Origin of the sequence: Chimaeribacter californicus (assembly GCF_002858675.1) — a bacterium.
In the GTDB taxonomy this organism is placed as follows: Bacteria; Pseudomonadota; Gammaproteobacteria; order Enterobacterales; family Enterobacteriaceae; genus Chimaeribacter; species Chimaeribacter californicus.
The window spans coordinates 229,478-250,910 of record NZ_PJZF01000004.1; the positions used below are offsets into that span (position 1 = coordinate 229,478).

A 21,433-nucleotide genomic window follows, 5' to 3' on the forward strand; every position below is an offset into this window, starting at 1 on the left:
CGGCGCACAGGGGGGGTTAGGCTTTGTACGCAGCACCCGCCCACCCGGGCGGGAGACGGTCACAGCGTGTTGCCGAGCTTGAAACCCTGCTCGGTATCGCCTTTGCGCGTGTAGGAGAAACCGTCAGCGCCTACAGTGACCGCCTCTTCGCCCGGGTCTTCACGCGCTATGACGGGCTGCACGGTGCCGTCCAGCGTCAGCACCCGTGACCCCTCGTGGTACCAGCTCGGTACCACCGGGCTGCCCCACCAGTCGCGGCGCTGGTTATCGTGCACATCCCAGCTCACCACCGGGTTGTCCGGGTCACCGGTGTAGTAGTCCTGGGTGTAGATTTCGATGCGGTGGCCATCCGGGTCACGCAGGTAGAGGTAGAAGGCGTTAGAGACGCCGTGGCGGCCAGGCCCGCGCTCGATCATGTCTGATTTGCGCAGCGCGCCGAGCTTGTCGCAAATCGCCAGGATGTTGTGTTTCTCATGGGTGGCGAAAGCGATATGGTGCATCCGCGGGCCTGCACCGCCGGTCATCGCGGTGTCATGCACCGTGGCTTTGCGGCGCATCCAGGCGGCGTACACCACGCCGTTCTCATCACGGATCTCTTCCGTGACGCGGAAGCCCAGCCCCTGCATATAGTCCACCGCACGCGGCACGTCCGGTGTGATCTGGTTGAAGTGGTCAAGGCGTACCAGCGCGCCGGGCGTGTAGAGGTCATAGCGCCAGGCCAGGCGGTCAACATGCTGCACGTCGTAGAAGAATTCATAGGGGAACCCCAGCGGATCTTCGACCCGTACCGCATCGCCCACGCCTTTGACAAAACCGTTCACACGGCGCTCGGTTTTGCAGCCCAGCGCCTGATAATAGGCTTCGGCACGGTCCACATCTTCCGGTGCGCGGACACGGAAAGCGAAGGCTGCCACCGCCGCCACCGGGCCTTCACGCAGCACCACGTTGTGATGGATGAACTCTTCCAGCGAGCGCAGGTACAGCGTTTTCTCATCCTCAGCGGTGACATGCAGGCCAAGGATATCGACATAGAACTCACGCGCCGCGCTCAGGCTGGTGACCTGGATTTCCATATAGGCACAGCGCAGGACATCCGGCGCAGGCAGGGAGGTGGTCAGGGTTGGTGTCTTCATTATGATGTTCTCTTCAATGTTCTCTTCAGGGTCAGAATAGGTTGCCCCGGCAGCCGGGGAGAGTGGGTTACACACCCCATTTAGGGATGGGGTGATCGCCAAACGAGATACAGACGTTCTTCATTTCCGCGAACACCTCGAAACTGTACTCGCCCCCTTCACGGCCGGTGCCGGAGGCTTTCACGCCGCCGAACGGCTGGCGCAGGTCGCGCACATTCTGCGTGTTGACAAACACCATGCCGGCTTCGATGTTGCGTGCCAGACGCAGGACTTTGCTGACGTCTTTCGTCCAGATATAGGAGGCGAGGCCATACTCCACGTCATTCGCAAGGCGCAGGCCCTCCGCTTCATCTTTGAACGGCAGCAGGCAGGCCACCGGGCCAAAGATCTCCTCCTGCGCCACGCGCATCCGGTTATCGACGTCGGCCAGCACCGTGGGGCGCAGGAAATTGCCGTGGCTCAGGCCCGCCGGTTTGTCCGGGCCGCCCGCCAGCAACGTGGCCCCTTCCTCAATGCCGAGGCGGATATAGCCGGAGACTTTTTCCCAGTGCTGCGGGCTGATCAGCGCCCCGACCTGGGTCTCCGGGTTGGTCGGGTCGCCTACCCGCAGGCGGTTGGCGCGCTCGGCAAAGCGTTTGACGAACTCCGGGTAGATGCTCTGTTGGATGAAGATGCGTGACCCGGCGGTACAGCGCTCACCGTTCAGGGAAAAGATGGTGAACAGCGCGGCATCCAGCGCCCGATCGATGTCGGCATCTTCAAACACCAGCACCGGCGATTTACCCCCCAGCTCCATCGAATATTTTTTCAGCCCGGCGCTCTGCATAATCTTGCGGCCGGTCGCGGTGCCGCCGGTAAAGGAGATGGCGCGCACATCGTGATGGCGCACCAGCGCATCGCCGGCCGTCGCGCCATAGCCCTGCACCACGTTGAGTACCCCGGCCGGGATGCCCGCCTCCAGTGCCAGTTCACCGAGGCGATCGGCGGAGAGCGGCGACAGTTCCGACATCTTCAGCACCGCCGTATTTCCCAGCGCCAGGCAGGGCGCAGTTTTCCAGGTGGCGGTCATGAACGGTACGTTCCACGGTGACACCAACGCGCAGACGCCCACCGGCTGAACCAGGGTGTAGTTGAGCATTTTGTCGTCAACCGGATAGGTGCGGCCGTTCATCTGCTGGCAGATTTCAGCGAAGAACTCAAAATTGTGCGACGCGCGCGGGATCAGCACATTTTTGGTCTGGTGAATCGGCAGGCCGGTGTCCGCCGTTTCCATTTCCGCGATGGCCGGGACATTCTCGTCAATCAGCTCGCCAAGGCGGCGCATCAGGCGCGCACGCTCTTTCATCGGCGTATTGGCCCAGCCGGGGAAGGCGTTTTTGGCAGCTTCCACCGCCTGATGCACCTCTTTTTCACCCCCCGCCGCGACCTCCGCCAGCACCTCGCCGTTCGCCGGGTTGGTGGTAGTGAAGTAGTCGTTGCCGGGAACGTTTTTGCCGTTGATCCAGTGATTAATCTTTTTCACTTCAGGCTCTCCTCAAACTGTTGTTCACTCACAATGCGGTTGGTTAACCGGCCCACGCCTTCGATCTCCACCACCACCTCATCGCCGGGGTTAACGTCTGCCAGCCCTTTGGGCGTGCCGGTGGCGATCATGTCGCCCGGTTGCAGCGTCATAAATTCACTCAGGTAGGCGATCAGGAAAGGCACATCGAACACCATGTCACGCGTATTGCCGGACTGGCGTAACTCGCCATTGATGAAGGTTTTCAATTGCAGGTTTTGCGCGTCAGGGATGGCGCTGCGCGGAACAACGGCAGGCAGCAGGGGCGTCAGGGTGTCGCGGCTTTTGACGCGCAGGTTCGGCCGGTAATAGTTTTCGAGGTAGTCGCGTACTGCGTAGTCATTGCATAGCGTATACCCCTCCACGTACTCCAGTGCCTGCCCGCGGCTGACGTTGCGCGCCGTTTTGCCGATCACCACCACCAGCTCCGCTTCGTAGTGCATATAGTCGACATTATCCGGCCGTACGCTGACACAGTGATCGCCGGTGAGGCTGTTCGGGGCTTTGATGAACACCAGCGGCTCTTCCGGCGCTTTAAATTCCAGCTCGGCGGCGTGATCGGCGTAGTTAAGGCCCAGGGCGAACAGGGTGGCATGCCCCTCCGGCTGGGTTTGCGCCTCAGCCTGGGTGCTGAAGTGGTTATGCAGCGGCGGCAGGCCCGCTGCGCGGATCACCACTTCATCACCGGGGTTCACCTCAATGCGCTGCTGCGGCGTGCCAAGCAGGATCACGTCCCCCGCCTGCAACGTCGCGAAATCACTCAACGCGGCGATCAGTTCCGCGGCATTACGGTGAAGATCCGCTGTGGACCAGCGCTGCTTCCCGACACCGTTTACCTCGGTAATGATCTCCAGCGCACTGATGTCTTTCAGGGGGGCCGGCTCACCTATCGGGCAGAAGCCGTCACGGCACTTCGCCTTAATTGCCGGGCGATAGAAGCTCTCTTCCGCCAGGCTGAGATCGTTTGCCAGCGCGTACCCCTGGATGAAAGCAGCGGCATCGGCAGCGGCCACCTTGCGTGCGGTCTGGCCGATGATGACAGCCAGCGTGCCGCCGCTGAATGTTTGCTGCCGGCTGGGTAACGCGATGGTGTCGCCGTCACGGCGGTGCGTGTTGCGCGGCTTGATGAACCAGACCGGCGTTTTTGGCGGCGTCTGGTAGGGCGATTGATGGAAGCGATCATGCCAGGCTTCCGTCTGCGAACGGTGGTTGAGTGCTACGGCAAAAACAGACCTTTTCATCATGATTCCTTGAGTCAACTTGGCGCCATTGCCACTTCATTAACATGTTAATGAGTTATTATTAGCGCGGGGAATTGAACAAGGTCAATAGCTTGTTTTGATGATTTAACATAGAAAAAACGTGGGGTTTACTGATTTTTATAATTATAAAACAAGGAGTTACATTTTAAGCGCGTCTAAATTTGTTATATTTTTGTTATTGCATTTGTGATGCGTATCACTCTATTAACCTGTTAATGGGTTTGGTGTTTTTTAGCGTGTCATTATTGGGGTGTCGCCAGGGCGATGTGAAAGGTATACTTCATTTTTCTCCTGGCCCCTGACCATAAAGCGATACTGATATGTACTATTCCCTGACTATTGCGTTACTTCAGGCCCGTGAAACCGCGATGGGGTACTTTCGCCCCATCCTGAACCGCCATAACCTGACGGAACAGCAGTGGCGCATCATCCGTATTCTGGCTGAACACCGTTCGTTGGATTTTCATGCGCTGGCGCAGGAGGCGTGCATTTTGCGCCCCAGCCTGACCGGCATCCTGACGCGCCTTGAACGCGATGGGCTGGTATTCCGGCTGAAGCCCCTGAACGATCAGCGCAAACTCTTTGCATCACTGACGCCGCAAGGCGTGGCGCTGTATCAAAAAGCCTGTGATGAGATTGAGGCAGGTTACCGGCAGATCGAGCAGCAGTTTGGCCAACAAAAAATGGATCAGCTCAAAACGTTGCTGGAAGAGTTCAATACGTTGCAGGCCGGTGAGGCGCCTGTTGAGGATGTCCGGGATTTGACCGGCTGAAGAGGGTAGGGGCAGCACATCTGCAATAAGGGAAACAAGACAGTCGCCGCCTGATGTCACCACAGCTTTCCGTGATCCCTGTCGTCATTCGCTGAACATGCCCCTAAGTGGCGCAAGTGAGATCACGCGCCGGTAACCTCCCCAGAAAACGGCGATGACGCCATACGTCATGTGTTGTGTTATTAGAAACGGAACAAGTGGCAATGGCGGGTAAGCAGAGCGGGCGGCCAGTCGGCCGCCCGCGTTAGGGTGTTTTCTGTGCGGCCTTACTTCTTCAGCGCGGCGTCCTGTGACCAGGTGGCGCTGCGCACGTCTACTTTGACCGGCAGCAGGCCAATCTGGGTGAATTTATCCGCCAGCGCCTGTTGCTGGGTAAAGACTTCCGCCGTCATGCGTTCAGCGCCGAACGGCATCCGCGCCAGCGCCCGTGCCCAGATCGCCTGCTCCAGCCCGGTGGATTGCGACAGGATTTTGGCCGCGTCATCCGGGTGGCTGTTCGCCCAGCTGCTCAGCGTCGCCAGTTCATCCACCACCTGTTTGGCGGTGTCCGGGTAGTGGTCAGCAAATTTGCGGCTGGCCAGGTAGAAGGTGTAGTGCGGCACCAGCCCCTCTGCATTCTTAATCAGGCGGGCCTTGGCGTGGGTTTCCACTTCCGCGTAGAACGGGTCCCAGATCACCCAGGCATCCACCGCTCCGCGCTGGAAGGCGGCGCGGGCATCGCTGGGCGGCAGGTAGACCGGCGTGATGTCTTTGTAGTTCAGTCCGGCGTTTTCCAGCGCGCTGACCAGCAGGTAGTTCACGTCTGAGCCTTTGTTCAGCGCCACGCGCTTGCCTTTCAGGTCTGCCACGGTTTTTATTGGCGAGTTTTCCGGCACCACAATCGCCTCGGTTTTCGGGTTCGCCGGGGAGTGGCCAAGATAGACCAGATCGGCCTGTGCCGCCTGGGCAAAGGTCGGCGGCGCATCACCGGTGGCCGCCAGGTCGATACTGCCGACGTTCAGCCCCTCCAGCATCTGCGGCCCGGCAGGGAATTCCACCCAGCGCACCTTAATTCCCTGTTTTTTAAAATCTTCATCCAGCGTGCCGCGGTATTTCAGCAGCGCAAAGATATTGGCCTTCTGGTAGCCGATATTCACGGTCTCGGGCTTTTCAGCTGCAAACGCAGATGCGCTGGAAGCGGTCAGCGCCAGCCCCAGGGCCACCGCGCTGAACATTGAGGGGAATCCTTTTTTATCCATTTTTTTATCTCATCTCTGGGAAACGGGGCGACCGTGCAAATGCCGCTGCGCTGCACGGAATGCCCCCATCCTGACGAGCTGAGGCTGAATTGAAAACGGCTTTATCGGAATAATATATGACTAATTACTAAATGCTTTTTATGGATTTAGATAGTTGGGCAGTGGGTAAATGGCACTCAGCAGAATAAAACGCGCCCTTCCTGACCTTATAAAAATGCCGTGCCGGGGAGTACACTTTTTCAGCGGTTTTTTTCGATTCTCTTTTTTAAGATCAATGCGCTATCGCAGGTTGCTGCGATACATTCTTGTGTCTAGACTTCAATAAAATCATTATAATTTTGCGATGAAACTCTCAAAATATTTGTTCACTTCAGCGTAGGACGCGTAGATTGCATCATGACTGACACCTTTACGGAACTCCCCCAGACTTCACGCCGCGTGCAGTGGTCCCGCGTGCTGCTGCTCAGCATCAGCGCCTTTATTTTTAATACCACAGAATTTGTGCCGGTGGGGTTGTTGACGGACATCGCGCAAACCTACCACATCGATGCCGCGCAGGCGGGCTGGATGCTGACCATCTATGCCTGGGTGGTGGCGCTGATGTCACTGCCGCTGATGCTGGTAACCAGTAAAGTCGAGCGCAAATCCCTGCTGCTCTGGACGTTTGTGGTGTTCATCCTCAGCCATGTGCTGTCGGTCTTGGCATGGAACTTCTGGATACTGGTGGCCGGGCGCATCGGCATTGCGCTGGCCCATGCGATTTTCTGGTCAATCAGTGCCTCGATCGCCATCCGCGTGGCACCGCCAAGCAAGAAAACCCAGGCGCTGAGTATGCTGGCGACCGGCACCGCGCTGGCAATGGTACTTGGCCTGCCGCTGGGGCGGATTATCGGCCAGCTGCTCGGCTGGCGGATGACCTTCGTCGCGATTGGCGTGTCCGCTGTCGTCACGCTGGTGATGCTCTACAAACTGCTGCCGCCGCTGGCGAGTGAGCACCACGCGTCACTGAAAAGCGTGCCGGCCCTGCTGCGCCGGCCGATGCTGTTCAGCCTCTATGTGTTCACCGCGCTGGTGTTCACCGCGCACTACACCGCTTACAGCTATATTGAGCCGTATATCAAAGAGATCGGCCAGATGGGTGATGGCTTCACCACCTTGCTGCTGCTGGTGTTCGGCGGGGCGGGGATTATCGGCAGCCTGCTGTTCGGCTTTATGGGCGAGCGTTTCACCACCACGCTGCTGATGCTGTCGATTGCGCTGATTACCCTTTCGATGTTCCTGCTGAATTTTGTGGCGACCAACGCACTGGAGATGCTGATCCTCAGCGTGTTCTGGGGCATGGCGATCATGATGGTGAACCTGTCATTCCAGGTGAAAGTGCTGGCGACGGACGCCAACTCGCCGGACATCATCATGTCGATTTACTCGTCGATTGTGAACCTGGGTATCGGCCTCGGCGCGCTGCTCGGTAACCAGATTATCCTGTTCTCCGCGCTGGGGGATATCGGCGAAACCGGGGCGGCGATTGGGCTGCTGACCTTTATCCTGCTGGCGCTCTATCTGCGCAAACAGGCGAAACTCCGCTGACGTTTCTGCGCCGGGCCTGCCCCGGCGCATTCCCCTTTCTGTCCCGGTTAATCCCCGTATGCCAGCGCAATCGCCTCGGCGACGGCCTCTGCCTGTTCGGTTTTGATCAGGCTGGTGCTGATGCGGATAAATTGCCCCTCGCCCAACAAACAGCGTTTGCCCGGCAGCACGGCGTAGCCACGGGCGGCCAATGTCACCAGCGCATACTGTTCGGACGGCACCGGCAGCCAGAGCGCCAGCCCGTCCCGCGCCGGAACGGTGATGCCCCGGCGTGCCAGTGCCGAGACCAGCGCAGCGCGGCGTTCGGCATAGACCTGGCGCGCCGCCGCCACCCCTTTCTGCGTTTGTGCATCCTGCAATAACCAGGCTGTGGCGTGTTGCAGCAGGCGGCTGCTCCAGCCCACCCCAAAGTTCCTGAATGACTGGATCTGTTTAATCAGCGCGGCGGGGCCGGACATCACCGCCATACGCAGATCCGGCCCGAACACCTTGGAGTAAGAACGCACATGGATCGTGCGCTCCGGGTAGTGCGTGCCGAGGCTGCGCGCCGGATGCGCGGAGAGATCGCCTATCCCGTCATCCTCGAAGATATAGCCGTCAAAGCCTGCCAGCACCGTGGCCAGCTCATTAAAACGTGACGTTGTCACGGCGTGGCCGCAATGGGAGTGGGTACGCGGCTGGTAGATAAAGGCCGCCGGTTTCTTCGCCAGGGCAGCCGCCAGCTGGTCTGGCATGGGCCCCTCTCCATCACACGCCACCGTCAGCACCGTCGCGCCTATGTTATCCAGCATATCGAGCAGCCGTGAGGCCGTCGGGTCTTCAATCACCACCTGCGAGCCCGGCATGATCAGCGTTTGCAGCATCAGGTTCATCCCGTCGAATCCGCCGTCTGTGGCCATAAAGGCCCCGGCGCGGTAGGGCCAGCTCGGCTCTACGGCGTCACGCAGTACCGGCATGATCGCTTCGCGCTGGTAACTGTGGAGATTTTGCGTATGGGCCGCGCTGATCAATGCCTGGGTGAGGTCGGGCAACAGGGCCGGGTCAGGCGATGCCATCACCAGATCGGCCACGATATGCTCGCCAAAATTGCCTATCTGCTCAAACCGTATCGGCCGGGGCGAGACCCGATCCCCGCAGACCCAAATGCCGTTCCGGCCGCGCCCGGCGATCACTTTTTGCCGCCGCAACTGGCCCCAGGCTGCCGATACCGTGGCCGGGCTGACGTTCAGCGCCTGCGCCAGATCCCGCACTGAAGGCAGGTGCGCACCGACCTTGATGCTGCCGGAGCGGATAAGCGCCGCCGTATCGAGGGCAATACCGCGCATGGTGCGGTTCTGGAGCTGCGCTGCCAGCCAGTTGACATCAATCATCCCGGTCATAAGAAACCCATTTGTTCAGTAACAAAGTTATTATTGTACAGAGAAAACTAAACATTTAGCATCAAAAAACGATCAAAACGCGGTGATAAATTAACCGGATAAAGATTATTTATTTAATATCAACAAGATAAACATAGTTACAGGGGAGCAATGTGACCATTACACTCAGATTGGCCGTACGGGACTGGGACTATTTAACGCCCCTCGCGCTCGGGGATGTCACACCGGAAGGTTTTACGCTTGAGCTTCACCGGGTCGGTACGCTGGTGGGGGATTTGGCAACCAACAGCGCCTACGACGGCGGCGAGGTCTCATTCAGCCGCTATGCCCAGGGGCGCGCCCGGGGCGAAAACGATCTGCTGGCTCTGCCGCATTTCCTGATGCGTGGCTTCCGCCAGCGCTGCATCATCACCACCGCCGACAGCCCGCTGACCACGCTCGGCCAGTTGAAAGGCAAACGCATCGGCCTGACCGGATGGCAGGACTCCGGCAACACCTGGACGCGCGCACTGTTGCGCCGGGAAGGGGTCGGCATCGATGACGCGCAATGGTTTGTCGGCCGCTTGACGGAGGATCACCCGGTGGTGGATCGCCTGAACGGCTTTGGCCGCCCCGGCCGGATTGAGGCGGCAGCCGGTGAGCGCCCGCTGATGGCCCTGTTGGCAGAGGACGAACTGGACGCGGTGTTCACGCCCTTTATGCCGGAAGGCTTTTTCGCGCCGGGCTCCGGCTTCCGCCAGCTTCAGCCTGATTTCCGGCAGGCGGAGATCGATTACTTCCATCAGGTAGGTTACATCCCCGGTATTCATCTGCTGGCGTTGAAGCCGGCCATCGCCGATGCCCATCCGTGGTTGCCGCAGGCCTTAAGCGAGGTGATTGATCGCGCTTATCAGGTCTGGATGGATAAACGCGCCAAATACGCGGACACCACCCCGTGGCTGCTGGACGACCTGCGCCGTACCGCCCGCGACCTGCCGCCGGACTGGAATGCCAATGGCTTTGCCGCCAATGAAAAGATGATCGCCAACTTCGGTACAGAACTGCATGTACAGGGGGTGACCACCCGTTGCCTGACGCCGGCTGAGCTGTTCCCGGCCTATGCGCTTACCCACACCTATTAACAGGAGAGAGCCCATGAAAGTGGCATTAGGACAATTTGCCGTGGCCCGCGAGTGGCCGGTTAATGCAGAAACCTGCCTGGGGCTGATGGCCCGCGCACAGGAAGGCGGGGCTGACCTGTTAGTGTTGCCGGAGGGGATTCTGGCGCGTGACATTGCTGACCCGGATCTGGTGCTGAAAGCGGCACAACCGCTGGATGGGCCGTTTATCAGCGAGTTGCTGGCGGCCAGCCGCGGCAACACCCTGACCACCATGATGAGTGTTCACACGCCTACCGGCGATGGCCGCGCCTGGAACGTGCTGGTGGCGCTGCGTAACGGCGAAATTATCGCGCAGTACCGCAAGCTGCATCTTTATGACGCCTTTTCTATGCAGGAATCCAAAAACGTCACGCCCGGTAACGAGGTGCCGCCGTTGGTGGAGGTCGCCGGTTTTAAAGTAGGGCTGATGACCTGCTATGACGTGCGTTTCCCTGAGATGGCGCGCCGGCTGGCGCTGGATGGGGCAGAGGTGATGGTATTGCCGGCCGCCTGGGTAAAAGGGCCGCTGAAAGAAGCGCACTGGGATGTGCTGGTCACGGCGCGTGCGCTGGAGAATACCGCCTATATGGTGGCGGTGGGCGAGTGCGGTGAGCGCAACATCGGCAACAGCATGGTGGTCGATCCCCTCGGGGTGGCGATTGCCCGTGCTGCCGAAGGCCCGGCGCTGGTATTTGCCGATCTGGACAAAGCCCGGCTGGCGCATGCCCGGAAGGTCTTGCCGGTATTGGAAAATCGTTGTTTCGACACCCCACAGCTGCGCCGGGATAAGTAATTCCTATTAAACACGCAGATGTAAACCGGTTAACACTGTTGTTTCGCTAACAGGGTCAGCCCGGTAAAGAGAGGCGGCCTGCGAAACCGGGCCGCGGTATGTACAGACTCCCAGGCCGGATAATGGGCTTTCACCCTGGCCGGTTAGCCACACAGGAAAGAGAGAAGATGACAAAACACCTTTGCAAGCTTGCTGTTCTCATCGCTGCCTGTTTTTCTGTCGCCGGTTTTGCGGCCGACAGTGTGACGGTGCCGGCGCAAAACGTGGATCCGGCGCTGCGCGCCATGCTGCCGGCTGACATCCAGAAATCCGGTACGCTTACCTCGGTCAACAATGGCTCGTTCCCGCCGTATGAGATTGCCACCAGCACCGACTCGCTGGAGGGGGCCAGTGCCGATCTCGCTAAGGCGATGGGCGAACTGCTGGGGGTGACCATTCACCACGCCTCGGTCAGCGGCTTGTCCGGCCTGCTCAGCGGGGTAAACTCCGGGCGCTATCAGTTAGGGTTCGGGCCGATTGGGGATTACCCGGACCGCCAGGCCAAAAATACCTTCATCGATTTTGTGCAGGAGTTTGTGGTGTTCGCTGTCCATGCCGGGAACCCGGAAAAGATTAACGGGCTGGAGGATACCTGCGGCAAACGCATTGCGGTGATGGCGGGCGGCTCGGCGGAACAGGTGATCCGCAAGCAATCCACCCGCTGTACCGAGGCGGGTAAACCGGCGGTGCGCGTGCAATCCTTTGTGGACCAGCCGACCTCTATTCTGGCCGTACGATCCAACCGTTCCGATGCGTTCTTCTCCTCACAAGCGCCGCTGATCTATTTCGTGTCCAAAACCAATGGTCAGCTGGAACTGGCCGGGGTCGGCAAGAAAAACGGCTTCCATGACATTTTCCAGGGCGCGGTGGTGCCGAAAGACTCGCCGTTAAGCAAGGTGGTGCTGGCCGCGTTCCAGACCCTGTTCGATAACGGCACCTACGCCACCATCATGAAAAAGTGGGGCCTGGAAAATAATATGATCAAGGCACCGGGCATTAACCTGGCAAAAGAGGCGACCCAATGAATACAGAAACGTCTCGCCCAGACCCGGCAATCAAGGATGGCGATACGCAGGCATACCCGGTCAAGGCACTGGAGCAGCACCGTAATGTTGAGTTCGCCCACGCCCCCGCCGGGCTGGGCCGCTGGCTGGCATGGGCCGTGGTGATCGCCCTGGCCGCCTATTTTTTGTGGGTCGTCGCCACCAATAAGAACTTTGAGTGGCAGGTGGTGGCGCAGTGGTTTACTGAAGCGTCAGTGATTAAGGGGTTGGGTGTCACGCTTGGCCTGACGGTGGTGTCCATGTTGCTGGGGGTGATCATCGGCCTGTTGCTGGCGGTGGCGCGGCTCTCCAACAGCCGGTTGTTGCGCGGGCTGGCCGGGTTATACATCTGGTTCTTCCGGGGTACGCCGCTGCTGGTGCAACTGATCTTTTGGTACAACATGTCCACGCTGTTCCCCTACGTCAGCCTGGGCATTCCGTTCGGGCCGGAACTGGCGCGCTGGAACACCAATGACCTGATCACGCCGCTGACGGCCGCGATTGCCGGGCTGGCGCTGAATGAGGCGGCCTATATGGCGGAGATTATCCGCGGTGGGCTGATGTCGGTGGACAACGGCCAGGTCGAGACCACGCAGGCGTTCGGCATGTCGCGGGCGCGGGCCTTGCGCCGGATTATCATCCCGCAGGCGATGCGCTCCATTATTCCGCCGACCGGCAACCAGCTGATCAGCATGATCAAGGCGACCTCGCTGGTGAGCGTGATTGCGATGGGTGACCTGCTCTACTCGGTGCAGTCAGTCTATAACCGCACTTTTGAAGTGATCCCGATGCTGATGGTCGCGGTGATCTGGTATTTGCTGATTACCTCTTTGCTGAACCTCGGGCAATCGGCCATTGAACGTTATTACGCACGCGGCACGCGCCGTTCCGCCCCGGCCACCAGGCGCCGTTCACCCACGGTTGACGCCCCGGCAGTGCCTGCCCATCCAGGGACATCTTATAAGGAGGGCGCATGAGCCACCCTGAACAACATCCGGTGCGGCCGCTGGTGCAGGCGCGCAACGTACATAAAAGTTATGGTGATAACAATGTGCTGAAAGGCATCGATCTGGACGTGAACCCCGGTGAGGTGGTGGTGATCCTGGGGCCGTCCGGCTCGGGGAAATCGACCTTCCTGCGCTGTATCAACCACCTGGAAGAGATGGATCGCGGCTATATCCTGGTGCAGGGCGAGCAGATTGGTTACCAGCTGCGCGGCGAGCGCCTGCACCGGCTGAGTGCGCGGGCCATTGCCCGCCAGCGGCGCGGCATCGGCATGGTGTTCCAGCAATTCAACCTCTACCCCCATATGACGGTGTTGCAGAACATCACCGAAGCGCCGATTGGCATCCACAAGCAGAGCCGTCAGGAGGCAGAACGTTACGCCCATGAACTGCTGGCCCGCGTCGGGCTGAGTGACAAAGCGGATGCCTACCCGCGCCATCTCTCCGGCGGGCAACAGCAGCGGGTGGCGATTGCGCGGGCGCTGGCGATCAAACCGGCCCTGATGCTGTTTGATGAGCCCACCTCAGCCCTCGATCCGGAGCTGGTGGGGGAGGTGCTCGCCACCATGCGTGATTTGGCGGCGCAAGGGCTGACGATGATTGTGGTGACGCACGAGATCGGGTTTGCCCGTGAAGCGGCGGATCGGGTGGTGTTTATGGATCGCGGTTACGTGGTGGAGCAGGGCGCGCCGGAAGATGTGCTGGTTGACCCCCGCCACCCCCGCACCCGCGCCTTTTTAAGCCGGTTTATTTGAGGGAGCGGCGGCCGGAAAAGTGTCACCTGTTCCGGCCGCCGCGCCATTGCTGGCCTACTCATAAGTAATCGAGAAATTCACCAGTGCTTCGGCGTGGCCCGCCTGTGGGTTGTTTTGGGTCACCACATACTGCGCCACGTAGTCGAGCCGGTTGTTCTGGTCTTTGGTGAGGTTCCACTGTATCCCGTCTTCCGCTGCGGAAAGGGGTTGCGGGCGCTGCTGTTTCCCGGCGACGGTGCTGATTTTCAGTGCAACACCACGCGCGCCGCCGTTAAGTTTGAACAGGGTGGCATCGTCACTGTCGGCTTCGCCATCCATTTTGACGTAAGCACGCGCCACATCGCCGCACTCTTCCAGTTCCAGCGCAAACGGCTTTTCGCCCAGTACGCTGCCGGGGGTGTCACTTCCCCGGGTCCGGCCTTTACTGCGGTGCAGGTAAAGGGTGCCGAGATCCACCTCCAGCGCGTTATCCGCGAGTATGCAGGTGCCCTGAAGAATCCGGATTTTAAAATGCAGTTCGCCGGGTTTGCCGATATTTTCCATCGCCTGTGTCGGCTGGGAGAACAATGGGGCGGCGACACAGGCCGCCAGGAACAGAGTGCGTTTCATCCCGTTACTCCACGTCCAGACTAAGGGTAGCGATGCCGTCAAACTCGCCGCTCTGCGGGATTTTGCCGGTGGTGCTGATCGGGTAAGCCTTTAAGGTTACGCCGGCATCACGGTCAACGCCGTTAAGCGGCCCCACCTCAAGCTCGACATTATCATGAGTGCCGGGGCGCAGTACGGTGCCGCTTTTGCGGGTAACGATGGCGCCAATATCCGGGTTACCCAGATCGATCGCATCCGTGTTATTAGGGTTGGTCTTTCCTTCCAGTTTTAAATAGATATGTACGCCGTCCGAGATGTTCGAGCATTTAAAATTGAGTTTCTTTTCTATAATCCGGGCATTGGCGGGCATATCGCCGTTTCTATTTTTAAAGTCACGGGCGTTGTAGTCACCAAAATCAATTTCGGTGGTGTACCCGGCTGGAATTTCGCAGCCTTGCGGCACCACAATTTTACCACTGATGGTAACCATAGCCATAGGTATGGAACCGTGCGGAGGAATTATAGTACTTTTGTTCCAGGCCCTGACGCCATATATCTGTAACAAGGTAGTATTTGGAATAATACTTTCACCAACGAACGGCCTGGCGATATAAAGGTCCAGAGTGCCTTGTGCACCACTTCCATATATACTCGATGCTATATTGCAAGAAGTCCGGTTATTTGTATTATTTGAAATATTCTGGAAAGGAACGTAAAAATAGTTTTGGGTACCCCCCGAAATGAAGACTTTTGCAGCAAACTCCAGATTTTCATTTATCTTATAAAATGTTACCCCCCCTTCTGTATGCCCCGGTGGTAGCGTGCTTTCCCCAGAGTAGTAGACATTGGCTTTCTGTGACTCATCATTGGAACAGGGGCATGTAGCAGAGTATGTACCGCCCAGATTCCAATTATAAAAACCAGGAATAGATTTCCCGGCGAAATTCTCTGCGGGGTTAGAAACGGTTTTATCGATCTCTGCGTGATAGTCATGTACAGGGCCATCTGGAATACACGGCCCCCAATCCCCTACCGCCCGTACCGGCGCACTCAGCACCAGCAATCCGGTGACCAGCGCTGCCAGCGCACTGAACATTTTCCACTTCATCTTTTTAGCCTCGATAATTATTGGCAGCGTGCGGTCAGACTGACCACCGATGCAGGTTGGTCTGACAGCGTGACGCGGTACGGCGCGCTGCACTGCTGCCCCGCCTCTTTGCCCCAGCTCACCGTCAGGGTGCCTTTTTCCGGCAGGCCGCTCATATAGAGCTGGCCCTCTTCGCCGACGATGCCGCTCTGAAGGGTTTTCGCATTCTCTTTCTGCGCCAGCGTGGCGGTAGCGCCAAACGGCACGGCGCGGCCATCCGCCCGGCTCAGGGTCATCATCACCCGGTAGCCCACCTGCGTGGTGAACTGCGCCCGCACCACCGCGCCGCGGGTCGGCACCACGTACTGGATCGGTTCACTGAGGTCCACGTTGTCACCCAGCGTATCGGTACGCAGCGAGACTTCGGTTTCCCGGTAGGGGGTGGCGTAGGGGATAATGGCGTTGCCGAAGTGGTCCAGCGCCACGCCGCTGTTATTGCTGACGTTGGTGCCTGCCGCGCCCGCTGCATTCACCAGGATCATCGACTCGCTCAATGGCTGTGACAGCGTCACGCCCTGGCTATGAACCACCACACCGCCGCGCAGGCCGTAGTTCACCTGGCTGCTGTCACGCGCATAGTTGTAGCCGAGATCGATATTGCCTTTGCTGCCCTGATAGCCCAGTGAGGCATTGCCGCTGTTGCCGACGCCGTCTGAGCCGTAACCCTCCTGCACGCTCCAGTTCAGGTTGCGCTGCGCCAGCGCGGTGCCGCTAAGCCCGACCTGATGATTGGTGCGCCCTTTGAGATCGCTGGTCATGCGGTAAGAGCTCCAGGCCCGCCCCAGCGGCACCGAGACGTTAAAGGAGAAGAGGTGATCCGGGTCGTCATAGTCCGGTGAGCGCGTATAGCTGTAGGCCATGCCCCAGCTCACCGGGCCGATGCGGCCGTTATAGCCGCCGCTGACGGAGCGCTGGGTGCCGTCATCGCCCCAGTAATCCTGCAGGTTCATGCTGAAATAGACCGAGCCGTAACGCCCCATCTGCTGGGTGATATTGCCCTGTAACTGACTGCGCTGGTGGTAACGGGCGTAGTCGCTGTCGGCGTGGTTGCGCACGTCGGTGGCTTCCTGGAAGCTGTAATAGCCCTGTGTGGAGTAGCGGTAACCCAGCAGGCGGAAGTCGGTGCCGCTGTCGGCAAAACTTTTGGCATACAAAAAACGGTAAGACTGGCCCTGTTCGTTGCGGCCGTCACCCAGGTCGCTTTTTGCCTGCGTGATGTCCAGCGAGACGGCGCCGATGTTACCCAGGTTGATGCCCGCGCCCAGCGCGAGGGCGTTATAGTCTTCGGAGAACAGCGTGCCGCCGTAAGCCGTGATGCCGTGCGGCAGGCCATAAATCGCATGGCCCTGGAGGAATTGCGGGTTACCGGAGTCATAGTTCCCGCCCTGGTACTCACCGCCGCTGACGCTGTATTTCAGGTGCCCTTCACGTTGCAGGATCGAGACCGCCGCAAACGGCTGGATGAAACGCTGCTCACGGCCGTCGCTCTCTTTGACGGTCACCGTCAGGTCACCGCTGCTGGAGGTGGGGTAGAGATCGTTAATCTCAAACGCGCCGGGCTGCACGAAGGTGCGGTAAATCACGTAGCCGTTCTGCTCAATCACCACTTCCGCATTGGTGCGGGCAATGCCGCGCACCACCGGCGCAAAGCCGCGCTGGCTGTCCGGCAGCATTTCATCATCCGAGGTGAGTTGCACGCCGCGGAACTGTACGCTGTCAAACACATCGGCGGAGGTGTAGGTGTCACCCAGCGTCAGATCGGCTTTCAGCGGCACGATATTGCGCGTGAGGTAGGTGCCGAGGTTGTCGGTGGTGGTCTGCCCGTCGTAGCGGCTCCAGGTGGCATTATTGCGCAAGCGCCAGGCACCGAGGTTAACGCCGCTGCGCAGGTTGAAATAGTAGCCGTTGCTGTAGCTGCGCCCGCCGCTGCTGTCGTTATGCTCGCGGCCCCACTCATCGGTGTAGCGGTTCTCCCGGTAGTCGGTGTCGGTACGCCCGTTACTGCCGGAGAAGCTGTAGTCCAGCAGCAGCGCCGGGATGCCCTCATCCCAGCGGCTTTCCGGCACCGTGCCGCGGGCGGTCTGCACCATCGCCGCCTGCGGGAAGCTGAGGATCAGGGTCTGGTTGTTGAAATCAAAATGGCTGGCGGCGTTGGGTATCTGTTCCGTAAACGGCACACAGGCCTCGGCCGGGTACGCCGCCATCGCCGGGAAACGCTCAACCCGCACCCCCAGCTCCGCCAGTTGCACCCGGCTCAGGCAGGGCGTCAGGGATTCACCGGCGGCCTGCTGGTCGGCCGTCGCGGCGCTGAATGCCAGCTCGCGCACCTCATGCTTACGCTCATTAACGACAATCTCTACCCGGTAATTCCCCGGCAGCTGTTTACCGGTTGCGCCTTCATAAATCGACAAGTCGGCCAGTGCGCCGCCGGTACCGACATCTTCCAGAAAGCGCGGGTTGAACTGCGCGGCCTGTGCGCCACAGGCACCGGCCACCAGCACCGCCAGGGCCGAACGTATAAAGCGCTGACAAAAGGCCGGGTGTTGGGGCTTCTGCATCCGCTGCATGGTGATGGTCACTCAGGTAAGGAGGGAAAGGGTGTCATTCAGGATTTAACCGGCTGATTCAGGGTGTCACTTGAGGCACCGAAATCATTAATCACCGAATAGGTGACGGTGGCCGCGCTCTGCATACCGGCAGGCAGCGGCTGGCTTACCTGGCCTTTGGCCGGTACCATCGGGACGCGCCCGGCATCCCGGCCATCAAACGCGAGGTGATCAAACGACAGGGTGTAAGGCGTGGGGTTGTGGATCACCACCTGATTGCCCTGACGGGTAAAGGTCAGCTGGCGGTAAGCGTCATTGGCATTGCCCGGCAGCCCCACCGGCCGGTAGAACAGCTTCAGCCGGGTGCGCACGGCAATTTGCAGCACGTTCTTGCTCTGGCTGGCCTCGGAGGTGGACGGAATCGCCTTCACATTAATCCAGTAAACGGATTCCCGATCCTGCGGCAGTGGTGCGCCGAGGTGCACAATACGCAGCACATTGTCTTTCGCGGGATCAAGGCGGAACAGCGGCGGGGTAATCACAAACGGGGTTTTTTTATTGCCGCTGACGTCCTCTGCCCAGGCCTGGATCAGGAACGCTTCTTTGTCATTGCGGTTACTGACGGTAAGTGAAGCCTCTTTTTTATCAGCCTGATAAATCACGCGCGTGGCACTCATGGCGATGCCCCCGGCCGCATAAGCACTTTGCGCAAGGGGGAGAAGACAGAAAAGAGAGCAGAGGAGTTTTTTGGTCAGTGTCATGATTGCGCCCGGCATAAAATAAACGGGCGGCATGAAAAGTTTATGCTGCCCGCAGGACATGGCGATTCACCTTAGCGTCAGGTGCGCCTTGGGTGATCAGTTGTAGGTCACATTGAAATCAACCTGGCTATTGCCATAACCCGGTGTTGCCCCGCCTTCTTTGCTGACATAGGCGGCGGAGTAATAGAGCACGTTCTGGCCTGCTTTCAGGGTTTCAGCCGCCGTGGCGGTGCCTACCTTAATGTCCGCGCCGGCTTTGTTGAACAGGCCGATGGCCACTTTGGTGGCGGCCCCGGCTTCGTTATTCACCAGCAAGCGGCCGTCATCATCTGCCAGGCCGTCGAACTGCACCTGCACATTTTGCTTGGTGGAGATATCGCACTCTTCCAGTTTGATCTGGAAAGCTTTTGCCGGGGATTTGGAGCCTGGATCTTTTAGGGTCGTGGTTTTTACCTGGCCCAGGTTAACTTCCTGGTTTTGGGAGTCGGCGGAGACCACGCAAGGCGCATCCACAATCTCGCCTTTAAAACGGATGGTGCCGTCGCCGTTATCCGCTGCAAAAGCGGATTGACTCAGAACCAGTGCCGCAATGGCAGAAATAACAAATCCTTTCTTCATTTTTAAAAATCCTGTGAATAATCAATTCATAAAAGACGCCATGCCCAATTTTGGGAAAGCGTATCTGGAAAGTCGGGGAGTATATTAGTGAAGTGAAAAGGCATATCAATTTATAGATTTTTAATAGTAATGTTACTGTGGGTTAATTCTTATTAATGCATTGATTTCACTGCTTCTAATAAGTGCTATTTATTTGGTGGATCGATAAGATTAAAACGATCGAAAATTTGTATGAAACAAGGGCGTGAATAAAGCGTGATATTATAGATTTCAAGAATGGATAATTTGTGAGTAATTGACAAATTATATGTTTGTAGGGTATTGCTTGAAAAACATAGGGGAGGGATGCCCGTCGTTACCGGGCAAGGTGCCGCTCTGCAACGCTAAAAGGGGATATCAGCGAGGGAGAATAGCGGTATGTGAAGGCGCAAAATTAATTTCATTCATCGATGTCCCTTTCTGTCCCCGCTCCGCTTCTCAGGCATTCAATGGCATTCATCAGCCTTTTGGCATTTGCTGGGGAGCGTAACAAATACGCGGTCTCCTCCAGCGAGTTGTACTCCTCCAGTGACATTAAGACACAAGATGTACCATCGTGGCGGGTAATCAGCACCGGGGCCTGATCCTCAACGGTTTGTACCATGGTTGCTGAGAGATTTTGTCGCGCTTCACTATAGGTGATGGTTCGCATTGGAAATGCTCCTCAGGTTATGTGAGCAATCGTTGTACAATGATTGTGAGCATAAGACCACGCATATAGCGCGCTGACCCCACTTGTCCTCCAACACAATACCAGCTTTACCGGAAGGTCGAGGAAAGCCGGTATCTGATCGGTGAAAACGAGGGATACCACCAAACTTACATCGTGCTCCTCATATAGTGATTGTCCCCCACACAGACGGCCAGCGCCGTATCAAGCGTCATTTGCTTAATGTCCTCCTTACAGACAGCAAGATCGTCATAGGCCGCGGGGTTGACAGCAATAACCTGCCCCCGCCGCGACATCAGGCGCCAATTCCACGCCTGGCGCGAATCCTGGTAAATATAGAAATAAGATACGGGTAATTGCTGCATAATTTGTCCTGTTTACTGTGGGTAATGATTTTACGCCCTTCACCCGCCCGCATTGCACGCAGCGTGATAAAGGAAAGCTAAGGTAGGTGATAAAGATAACGCCAGCGAAGCGCTAAATACAGAATGACAATATTTTCATTGATTGAACAGTCCGGCTAATATGTTTTGATAAAAAATGAGGGTGTTTATCTCTTCGCCGCCGGCATCATTGCCCTGAAAAACTGCCTCATTTATCTCAAATAAATCATTAAACGCCATTATCTGAACTAAATTATGCGGGTTAGTTTCTGTCGCAAAAAGGGGTAGTTATACTTATCCCAACGGATGCGTAAAAAAATATCCCCTGGAGGGGCGTGATTTAATGGCTGATACAGCATGTTTATCAGTGTGCTGTATTTATACCAGGGGAACCAGATATCGCGGACGAGTCAATTTGATTGCTGGTGGTTACCCGTTTACTCACCGCCCCTTATACGGGGAAGGAGAGAATAATGTCTGCTCAGAATAAGTTTTTTAAAAAGCTTGCCCATAAAAACAGCAAAAAAGCCGTCGCCAACAACCTGCACGATGACATTGAAGTGTTCAGGAAGGAGACCCTGCGTCTGCTGGAGATCGTCGAAAAATGGTTTCGTGATACACCGATTCACTGCAACAGATGGGAAAATAGCCTCACTGAACATATTGCCCCGGAAGTAATCTACCAGATCCCCGGCATGACCCTGATTAATGAAGAGAAGCACTTACATATCACGCCGTTGGGCATGTATTGCCTGGGTGGGGTAAAAGGGCGGCTTCTGGTGTCATTGCATATGAACGGCGAGGAGAAAAACCTGTTTGAATGCCGCCTTAATGACAGCCGGGCCGACTTCGATGAATGGGGGCTGATTGATTGCGCCAATAAAAAGAAAATTATGCCGCTCAGGGAAGACACGTTTTTTGACTATATTTTTGAATTCGCGTGAAACCTGCCAACGCGGCTCTTTTTCTGCCCCC

General features: G+C 57.8%; 20 protein-coding genes. 8 read left to right on the plus strand and 12 right to left on the minus strand.

Features of this window, described 5'->3' with window-relative positions; genetic code table 11:
* Window positions 1-59 precede the first annotated feature (59 nt).
* From hpaD to CYR55_RS07375, 3 genes are all read right to left on the minus strand, one after another.
* Window positions 60-1,133 (minus strand): 3,4-dihydroxyphenylacetate 2,3-dioxygenase, encoded by a 1,074-nt coding sequence (hpaD, locus tag CYR55_RS07365; protein WP_101815497.1) that lies wholly within the window; start codon window positions 1,131-1,133, stop codon window positions 60-62.
* 67 nt (window positions 1,134-1,200) lie between these two features.
* Window positions 1,201-2,655 carry a 5-carboxymethyl-2-hydroxymuconate semialdehyde dehydrogenase gene (gene hpaE, locus CYR55_RS07370; protein ID WP_101815498.1) on the minus strand — a complete coding sequence of 485 codons (1,455 nt, stop codon included), beginning with the start codon at window positions 2,653-2,655 and terminating at the stop codon, window positions 1,201-1,203.
* Entirely contained in the window at window positions 2,652-3,935 is a 1,284-nt protein-coding gene (locus CYR55_RS07375) for a fumarylacetoacetate hydrolase family protein (RefSeq protein ID WP_101815499.1), read from the minus strand. Before CYR55_RS07375 ends, hpaE begins: the two co-directional genes overlap by 4 nt.
* Window positions 3,936-4,276: 341 nt before the next feature.
* On the opposite strand from CYR55_RS07375, the gene hpaR reads away from it, so the two are divergent.
* Window positions 4,277-4,729: a homoprotocatechuate degradation operon regulator HpaR gene (gene hpaR, locus CYR55_RS07380; RefSeq protein WP_101815500.1), complete on the plus strand. Its 453-nt coding sequence runs from the start codon at window positions 4,277-4,279 to the stop codon at window positions 4,727-4,729.
* A gap of 266 nt (window positions 4,730-4,995) precedes the next feature.
* Here hpaR and CYR55_RS07385 read toward each other — a convergent pair whose 3' ends face one another.
* Window positions 4,996-5,943, minus strand: coding sequence for a sulfonate ABC transporter substrate-binding protein (locus CYR55_RS07385; protein WP_101815501.1), 948 nt, complete (start codon window positions 5,941-5,943; stop codon window positions 4,996-4,998).
* Between the two features lie 420 nt (window positions 5,944-6,363).
* Between CYR55_RS07385 and CYR55_RS07390 the strand changes: the two genes are divergently transcribed.
* Window positions 6,364-7,554 carry a sugar transporter gene (locus tag CYR55_RS07390; protein WP_101815502.1) on the plus strand — a complete coding sequence of 397 codons (1,191 nt, stop codon included), beginning with the start codon at window positions 6,364-6,366 and terminating at the stop codon, window positions 7,552-7,554.
* Window positions 7,555-7,601: 47 nt separating this feature from the next.
* Here CYR55_RS07390 and CYR55_RS07395 read toward each other — a convergent pair whose 3' ends face one another.
* Window positions 7,602-8,933 carry an aminotransferase class I/II-fold pyridoxal phosphate-dependent enzyme gene (locus CYR55_RS07395; protein WP_101815503.1) on the minus strand — a complete coding sequence of 444 codons (1,332 nt, stop codon included), beginning with the start codon at window positions 8,931-8,933 and terminating at the stop codon, window positions 7,602-7,604.
* A gap of 152 nt (window positions 8,934-9,085) precedes the next feature.
* Here CYR55_RS07395 and CYR55_RS07400 point away from each other — a divergent pair, with 152 nt between their 5' ends.
* The 5 genes from CYR55_RS07400 to CYR55_RS07420 all read left to right on the plus strand — a co-directional run bounded on the left by CYR55_RS07400 (window position 9,086) and on the right by CYR55_RS07420 (window position 13,706).
* Window positions 9,086-10,054 carry a substrate-binding domain-containing protein gene (locus CYR55_RS07400; RefSeq protein ID WP_101815504.1) on the plus strand — a complete coding sequence of 323 codons (969 nt, stop codon included), beginning with the start codon at window positions 9,086-9,088 and terminating at the stop codon, window positions 10,052-10,054.
* Between the two features lie 13 nt (window positions 10,055-10,067).
* On the plus strand, window positions 10,068-10,865 hold the full coding sequence (locus CYR55_RS07405; protein ID WP_101815505.1) for a deaminated glutathione amidase: 798 nt from the start codon (window positions 10,068-10,070) through the stop codon (window positions 10,863-10,865).
* A 167-nt stretch (window positions 10,866-11,032) separates the two neighbouring features.
* On the plus strand, window positions 11,033-11,929 hold the full coding sequence (locus CYR55_RS07410) for an ABC transporter substrate-binding protein (protein WP_101815506.1): 897 nt from the start codon (window positions 11,033-11,035) through the stop codon (window positions 11,927-11,929).
* Window positions 11,926-12,924, plus strand: coding sequence for an amino acid ABC transporter permease (locus CYR55_RS07415; protein ID WP_101815507.1), 999 nt, complete (start codon window positions 11,926-11,928; stop codon window positions 12,922-12,924). Before CYR55_RS07410 ends, CYR55_RS07415 begins: the two co-directional genes overlap by 4 nt.
* Window positions 12,921-13,706 carry an amino acid ABC transporter ATP-binding protein gene (locus tag CYR55_RS07420; protein ID WP_101815508.1) on the plus strand — a complete coding sequence of 262 codons (786 nt, stop codon included), beginning with the start codon at window positions 12,921-12,923 and terminating at the stop codon, window positions 13,704-13,706. The genes CYR55_RS07415 and CYR55_RS07420 overlap by 4 nt, the downstream gene beginning before the upstream one ends.
* Window positions 13,707-13,760: 54 nt before the next feature.
* Here the strand turns inward: CYR55_RS07420 and CYR55_RS07425 are convergent, their stop codons facing one another.
* The 7 genes from CYR55_RS07425 to CYR55_RS07455 all read right to left on the minus strand — a co-directional run bounded on the left by CYR55_RS07425 (window position 13,761) and on the right by CYR55_RS07455 (window position 20,440).
* Window positions 13,761-14,315 (minus strand): fimbrial protein, encoded by a 555-nt coding sequence (locus CYR55_RS07425; RefSeq protein ID WP_101815509.1) that lies wholly within the window; start codon window positions 14,313-14,315, stop codon window positions 13,761-13,763.
* 4 nt (window positions 14,316-14,319) lie between these two features.
* Window positions 14,320-15,402: a fimbrial protein gene (locus CYR55_RS07430; RefSeq protein WP_101815510.1), complete on the minus strand. Its 1,083-nt coding sequence runs from the start codon at window positions 15,400-15,402 to the stop codon at window positions 14,320-14,322.
* A gap of 17 nt (window positions 15,403-15,419) precedes the next feature.
* Window positions 15,420-17,999: an outer membrane usher protein LpfC gene (lpfC, locus tag CYR55_RS07435; RefSeq protein ID WP_101815578.1), complete on the minus strand. Its 2,580-nt coding sequence runs from the start codon at window positions 17,997-17,999 to the stop codon at window positions 15,420-15,422.
* Window positions 18,000-18,046: 47 nt separating this feature from the next.
* On the minus strand, window positions 18,047-18,748 hold the full coding sequence (locus tag CYR55_RS07440; RefSeq protein WP_101815579.1) for a fimbria/pilus periplasmic chaperone: 702 nt from the start codon (window positions 18,746-18,748) through the stop codon (window positions 18,047-18,049).
* Between the two features lie 96 nt (window positions 18,749-18,844).
* Window positions 18,845-19,366 (minus strand): fimbrial protein, encoded by a 522-nt coding sequence (locus CYR55_RS07445; protein WP_101815511.1) that lies wholly within the window; start codon window positions 19,364-19,366, stop codon window positions 18,845-18,847.
* A gap of 439 nt (window positions 19,367-19,805) precedes the next feature.
* Window positions 19,806-20,057, minus strand: coding sequence for a YoeB-YefM toxin-antitoxin system antitoxin YefM (gene yefM, locus CYR55_RS07450; RefSeq protein ID WP_101815512.1), 252 nt, complete (start codon window positions 20,055-20,057; stop codon window positions 19,806-19,808).
* A 167-nt stretch (window positions 20,058-20,224) separates the two neighbouring features.
* Complete coding sequence (locus CYR55_RS07455) at window positions 20,225-20,440, minus strand: YegP family protein (protein ID WP_101815513.1); 216 nt, start codon at window positions 20,438-20,440, stop codon at window positions 20,225-20,227.
* Window positions 20,441-20,877: 437 nt separating this feature from the next.
* On the opposite strand from CYR55_RS07455, the gene CYR55_RS07460 reads away from it, so the two are divergent.
* On the plus strand, window positions 20,878-21,402 hold the full coding sequence (locus CYR55_RS07460) for a hypothetical protein (protein ID WP_146000961.1): 525 nt from the start codon (window positions 20,878-20,880) through the stop codon (window positions 21,400-21,402).
* The last annotated feature ends 31 nt before the right edge of the window (window positions 21,403-21,433 follow it).

What these genes read in the sequence shown, in the direction of transcription:
- CYR55_RS07410 (WP_101815506.1), top strand. Translation starts at nt 11,033, where the DNA reads ATGACAAAACACCTTTGCAAGCTTGCTGTTCTCATCGCTGCCTGTTTT.
- CYR55_RS07405 (WP_101815505.1), top strand. Translation starts at nt 10,068, where the DNA reads ATGAAAGTGGCATTAGGACAATTTGCCGTGGCCCGCGAGTGGCCGGTT.
- CYR55_RS07425 (WP_101815509.1), bottom strand. Translation starts at nt 14,315, where the DNA reads ATGAAACGCACTCTGTTCCTGGCGGCCTGTGTCGCCGCCCCATTGTTC.
- CYR55_RS07375 (WP_101815499.1), bottom strand. Translation starts at nt 3,935, where the DNA reads ATGAAAAGGTCTGTTTTTGCCGTAGCACTCAACCACCGTTCGCAGACG.
- CYR55_RS07445 (WP_101815511.1), bottom strand. Translation starts at nt 19,366, where the DNA reads ATGAAGAAAGGATTTGTTATTTCTGCCATTGCGGCACTGGTTCTGAGT.
- CYR55_RS07395 (WP_101815503.1), bottom strand. Translation starts at nt 8,933, where the DNA reads ATGACCGGGATGATTGATGTCAACTGGCTGGCAGCGCAGCTCCAGAAC.
- CYR55_RS07430 (WP_101815510.1), bottom strand. Translation starts at nt 15,402, where the DNA reads ATGAAGTGGAAAATGTTCAGTGCGCTGGCAGCGCTGGTCACCGGATTG.
- yefM (WP_101815512.1), bottom strand. Translation starts at nt 20,057, where the DNA reads ATGCGAACCATCACCTATAGTGAAGCGCGACAAAATCTCTCAGCAACC.
- CYR55_RS07455 (WP_101815513.1), bottom strand. Translation starts at nt 20,440, where the DNA reads ATGCAGCAATTACCCGTATCTTATTTCTATATTTACCAGGATTCGCGC.
- hpaD (WP_101815497.1), bottom strand. Translation starts at nt 1,133, where the DNA reads ATGAAGACACCAACCCTGACCACCTCCCTGCCTGCGCCGGATGTCCTG.
- hpaR (WP_101815500.1), top strand. Translation starts at nt 4,277, where the DNA reads ATGTACTATTCCCTGACTATTGCGTTACTTCAGGCCCGTGAAACCGCG.
- CYR55_RS07415 (WP_101815507.1), top strand. Translation starts at nt 11,926, where the DNA reads ATGAATACAGAAACGTCTCGCCCAGACCCGGCAATCAAGGATGGCGAT.
- CYR55_RS07420 (WP_101815508.1), top strand. Translation starts at nt 12,921, where the DNA reads ATGAGCCACCCTGAACAACATCCGGTGCGGCCGCTGGTGCAGGCGCGC.
- lpfC (WP_101815578.1), bottom strand. Translation starts at nt 17,999, where the DNA reads ATGCAGAAGCCCCAACACCCGGCCTTTTGTCAGCGCTTTATACGTTCG.
- CYR55_RS07440 (WP_101815579.1), bottom strand. Translation starts at nt 18,748, where the DNA reads ATGACACTGACCAAAAAACTCCTCTGCTCTCTTTTCTGTCTTCTCCCC.
- CYR55_RS07390 (WP_101815502.1), top strand. Translation starts at nt 6,364, where the DNA reads ATGACTGACACCTTTACGGAACTCCCCCAGACTTCACGCCGCGTGCAG.
- CYR55_RS07385 (WP_101815501.1), bottom strand. Translation starts at nt 5,943, where the DNA reads ATGTTCAGCGCGGTGGCCCTGGGGCTGGCGCTGACCGCTTCCAGCGCA.